The following is a 4,303-nucleotide window of genomic DNA, read 5'->3' on the forward strand; positions in this document are numbered from 1 at the left end:
GCCCAGGCGAACCTGGCGGCCGCGCTGCAGCAGGCCGGCGTCGCCGACGTCGCCGCAGCGCGCACCCTCGACGAACAACGCCGCAGCTTGGACCATGCCGTGGAACGGCTGCGATCCGTCCTCGGTGCGCTCACCGCAGAAGACACCCTCGAGGACCTACGGTCGCGGTTGTCGCAGCTGCAGGCCCGCATGCCCGCCGAGGACGGTCTATGGGACCGGGCGGCAGCCGGCCCCCAGGAGCCTGCCGCGGTGCACGTCGAACTCGAGGCGGCCACCTCGGCGCATCAGCAGACCGTCCGGGACTGTGAGACCCACCGCAAGGTCGCCGAAGAGGCGGCCAAGCTGCTCGCCGAGCGCGGAATGCGTGCGGCTCGCGCCAAGGAGAAGCTGCAGGCCGCGCAGACGGAGCTGACCGCCGCGGGACAGCGGCTCGCCACGCAGCGACAGGCCGCCGGCGACGACGAGCTGGCGGTCAAGGCCGAGACCGAGGCTGAGGTGTCGGCGAAAGCGCTGGCTCTGGTCGCCCGGCTGGACGCCGAACTGGCCGGCCACCAACCGGCGGCGGTCGCCGCCGAACTCGAGGACGCAGAGCGGGCTGCCGCCGGCATTAAGACCCGCCGCGACCGGGCCGCCGAGGAGCTGCGCGAGGTCGCCGCTCAGTTGAAGGTCTACGGCACCGAGGGGCGCAAAGGCCGGCTGGACACCGCGGAGGCCGAACGCGAGCACGCAGAGGGCGAGTATCAGCGAGTGCAACGCCGCGCCCGGGCCGCGCAGCTGCTCCGCACTGTCATGGGTCGCCACCGGGACGCGATGCGGCTGCGCTACGTCGACCCGTTCCGCGACGAGGTGGAGCGGTTGGGCCGCATCGTGTTCGGCGAGAGCTTCGAGGTCGACATCGACAGCAAGCTGTGCATCGAGGGCCGCACCCTGTCGGGGCGCACCGTGCCCTATGAGTCGCTGTCGGGGGGAGCCAAGGAGCAACTGGGCATCGTCGCCCGACTGGCCGGTGCCGTCCTGGTCGCCAAGGAGGACAGCGTGCCGGTGGTGATCGACGACGCGCTCGGGTTCACCGACGCCGAACGGCTGACGAAGATGGCCGAGGTGTTCGACGCGGTCTCTACCGACGGCCAGGTCATCATCCTGACGTGCAGCCCACAGCGTTACGCCGGGGTGCGCTGCGCCCAGCACATCGAGCTCACCGCCTGAAACCGTCGGCCTCTGTGGGGCCGGCCCCTAGACTTCCGCTCGTGGACGCCGATTACGTCATCGTGGGAACAGGCTCTGCCGGCGCTGTCCTGGCCAACCGCCTCAGTGCCGATCCCTCCGTCCGGGTCACCGTGCTCGAGGCGGGCCGCCGGGACAAGGACAAGTTCGTCCACATCCCTGCCGGCTTCGCCCAATTGATGCGGGGCCCGCTGGACTGGAATTACCTGACCGAACCGCAACGGGGCCTCGGCGGACGCCGGATCTACTGGCCCCGCGGCAAGATGCTCGGCGGGTCGTCCTCGATGAACGCGATGATGTGGGTGCGTGGGTTCGCCGCCGACTATGACGAGTGGGGTGAACACGCCGGCGAGCAATGGGACCACGCCCACCTCGAGCCGTACCTGCGGCGCATCGAATCCGGGCCACTGGTCATCTCACGCCAACGCAGCCCGCGGGCGTCGACCGCAGCCTGGCTGACCGCGGCGCAGGAATGCGGATATCCCGTCGAGGAGCCGAACCAGGCGCAGCCACAAGGCTTCTGCGAGACCCGTGTCACCCAGCGCCGGGGCGCCCGGTGGAGCAGCGCGGACGCCTACCTCAAGCCCATCCGCAAACGTAAGAACCTGCGGGTGCTCACCGAGGCCGCGGCGACGCGGGTGGTGTTCGCCGGCGACCGCGCGATCGGCGTCGAGTTCGACGGCAAAGACGGCCGCACCGTGGTCACCGCACGCCGCGAGGTGGTGTTGTGTGCCGGGGCGATCAACACCCCACAACTGCTGATGCTCTCCGGGATCGGTGACAACGATCAACTCACCCGCCACGGCATCGTCGGCGTCGCGCACTCGCCGGAAGTGGGCGCCAACCTGATCGATCACCTCGTCATCCCGCTGGGCTTCGACGTCCCCCACGACTCGCTGTTCGCGGCGCAGAAGCCATTGGAGCTGCTCAACTACTTCGTGCGGCGGCGCGGAATGCTCACCTCGAACGTCGGAGAGGCCTACGGCTTCATCAAGAGCCGGCCGGATCTGGAGCTCCCGGATCTCGAGCTGATCTTCGCTCCCGCACCCTATTTCGACGAGGGGATCGGCGACCCCTATGTCGGCCACGCCGTCGTGATGGGTCCCATCCTGCTCAAACCGCAGAGCCGGGGCAGGATCACGCTGCGTACCGCCGACCCGCACGACAAGCCACTGGTCGACCCCCGGTACCTGACCGACGACGCGGGGGCGGACCGCGAAGCGCTGATGGCGGGCCTGCGGGTGTGCGCCGACATCGCCCGCGCCCCGGCGCTGCGGGGGACCATCGGCAGAATCGCCCGCCCGTTGGACGCCACCACGCTCGACGACGAAACCCTGGTCAGGGCAATGGAATCGCTGTCGCACACGCTCTATCACCCGGTCGGCACCTGCCGGATGGGCCGCGACGACGCCAGCGTCGTCGATCCCGAGCTGCGGGTCCGCGGTGTGAAGGCGCTGCGGGTGGCCGATGCGTCGGTGATGCCGTCGATCATCCGTGGCCACACCCACGCACCGACCGTGTTGATCGGCGAGAAGGCCGCCGACCTCATCACCTCCTGACCGCGAGCGCGCGCGTCTGCACGCCGACGCGCCGTCAGCCGCGGACATCGAGCGCACCTTCGCGGCCGGCGAGTGCGCTGAGAATGCGCAACGGCACAATGAACGTGATGACGATGAACGCCTCGCGGCGCCGAGCGCACGACAAGCTCGCCGCACTGGCCGGTGTGCGCCCAGTCCGCAGGCCGGTCGAGCGTGGCGGCGACCGTGAGTTCGACCTCTACTACGTGCGGACCGGCCGCAAATCCGCCCATCCGCTGGTCGTCGTCCCGGGCGGGCCCGGAGCGGCATCGGTGGCGCTCTACCGGGCGTTTCGGCGCCACGCTGCGGTCGAGGGGCTCGACGTCATCATGGTCGAGCACCGCGGGGTCGGCCTGTCCCGTCACGACGACGACGGCGTTGACCTGCCCCCGGAGGCGCTGACCGTCGACGCGGCGGTCGACGACATCGCCGCCGTGCTCGACGACGCCCAGGTCGATTCGGCGACCGTGTACGGCACGTCCTACGGCACGTATCTGGCAGCATGCCTCGGGGTGCGTCACCCCGGACGGATCCAGACGATGGTGCTGGACTCGCCGTTGCTCTCGGCCGACGACATCGACGACGTCCGGGCACAGATCCGACGAGTGCTCTGGGACGGGCTGGTCCCGGAGAGCTCGGACCTGGCGGTAAAGGTGCGCCGACTGGTTGCCGACGGCATCCTGGATCCGACGGCCGTGCTGCGGGCCGCAGGCATGTACGGCATCGCGGGCCCGGAGGTCCTGGACCGTCAGCTGGACCTGCTGCTGGCCGGTCACGACTGGCTGTGGGCCGCGGTGGGGCTGGGAACCAGGCTGTTGCTTGAGCGTCAGACGCCGTACCACCATGAGCCGGACCTCGTCGAGCGCATCGCCTACCGGGAACTCAACTACGGTGCGGTACCCGACGGCGAGCCCCTCGACCCGGCCGTCGCGTTCCGCGAGATCGCCTGCGGTGAACCGGATTTCGTCGCCGAGCCGTACGATCTGACGGCCGCCATGCCGGGCTTCTCGTGGCCGACCGCGGTGATCTCCGGTGGGCGTGACCTGACCACGCCACCGGCCGTGGCACAGCGGGTCGCCGAACTCATCCCCGACGCAGTGCTCGTCGAACTCCCGACGGCCGGTCACAGCATCCTCGACACCCGAGAACAGGCCGCGCTGCGGATCTGCAAGTCCGCGTACTCCGGCGACATCCACGAACTCCCCACGCTCTCAACCGAACTGGACGCCCTATCGGCGAACCTTTCCCTGCGGCTGCTCGCCGGCGCGATCAACATCGCGGCGAAGGCGGAGTCCGTGGTGCCCGACGCGATCTCCCGCGCCGGGCGGCCGGTCACTCCTTCATGAAGCCGATCGCGGTGTAGTTCAGGTCGCCGATACCGGTCGGGCCGTAGTTGGCCAGGTTGCTGCGCACCGCGAAGTTGCCCGGTGACTGGAACAGCGGCAGGCTGAAGCCGATGTCCCAGATCATCTCGTCGAGCTCGTTGCCCAGGGTGCGGGCCT

The 4,303-nt window shown here is 69.8% G+C and carries 3 protein-coding genes and 1 pseudogene; 3 read left to right on the forward strand and 1 reads right to left on the reverse strand.

Annotation, left to right across the window (positions count from 1 at the left end):
- The 3 genes and pseudogenes from WA944_RS08545 to WA944_RS08555 form a co-directional block, all read left to right on the forward strand.
- Positions 1 to 1,206 (forward strand): annotated as a pseudogene (locus tag WA944_RS08545) (AAA family ATPase); the annotation flags it as partial.
- Positions 1,207 to 1,247: 41 nt separating this feature from the next.
- Complete coding sequence (locus WA944_RS08550) at positions 1,248 to 2,783, forward strand: GMC family oxidoreductase (RefSeq protein ID WP_526373053.1); 1,536 nt, start codon at positions 1,248 to 1,250, stop codon at positions 2,781 to 2,783.
- 107 nt (positions 2,784 to 2,890) lie between these two features.
- Complete coding sequence (locus WA944_RS08555) at positions 2,891 to 4,147, forward strand: alpha/beta fold hydrolase (protein ID WP_526373054.1); 1,257 nt, start codon at positions 2,891 to 2,893, stop codon at positions 4,145 to 4,147.
- On the opposite strand, the gene WA944_RS08560 is transcribed toward WA944_RS08555, so the two are convergent.
- The coding region (locus tag WA944_RS08560; RefSeq protein ID WP_526373056.1) for a hypothetical protein at positions 4,134 to 4,303 on the reverse strand (170 nt) is incomplete at its 5' end. The genes WA944_RS08555 and WA944_RS08560 overlap by 14 nt on opposite strands.

The organism is Mycobacterium sp., from assembly GCF_049683355.1.
Lineage (GTDB): Bacteria > Actinomycetota > Actinomycetes > Mycobacteriales > Mycobacteriaceae > Mycobacterium.

Coding starts and splice junctions, on each gene's coding strand:
- WA944_RS08555 (WP_526373054.1), top strand. CDS start 2,891: ATGACGATGAACGCCTCGCGGCGCCGAGCGCACGACAAGCTCGCCGCA.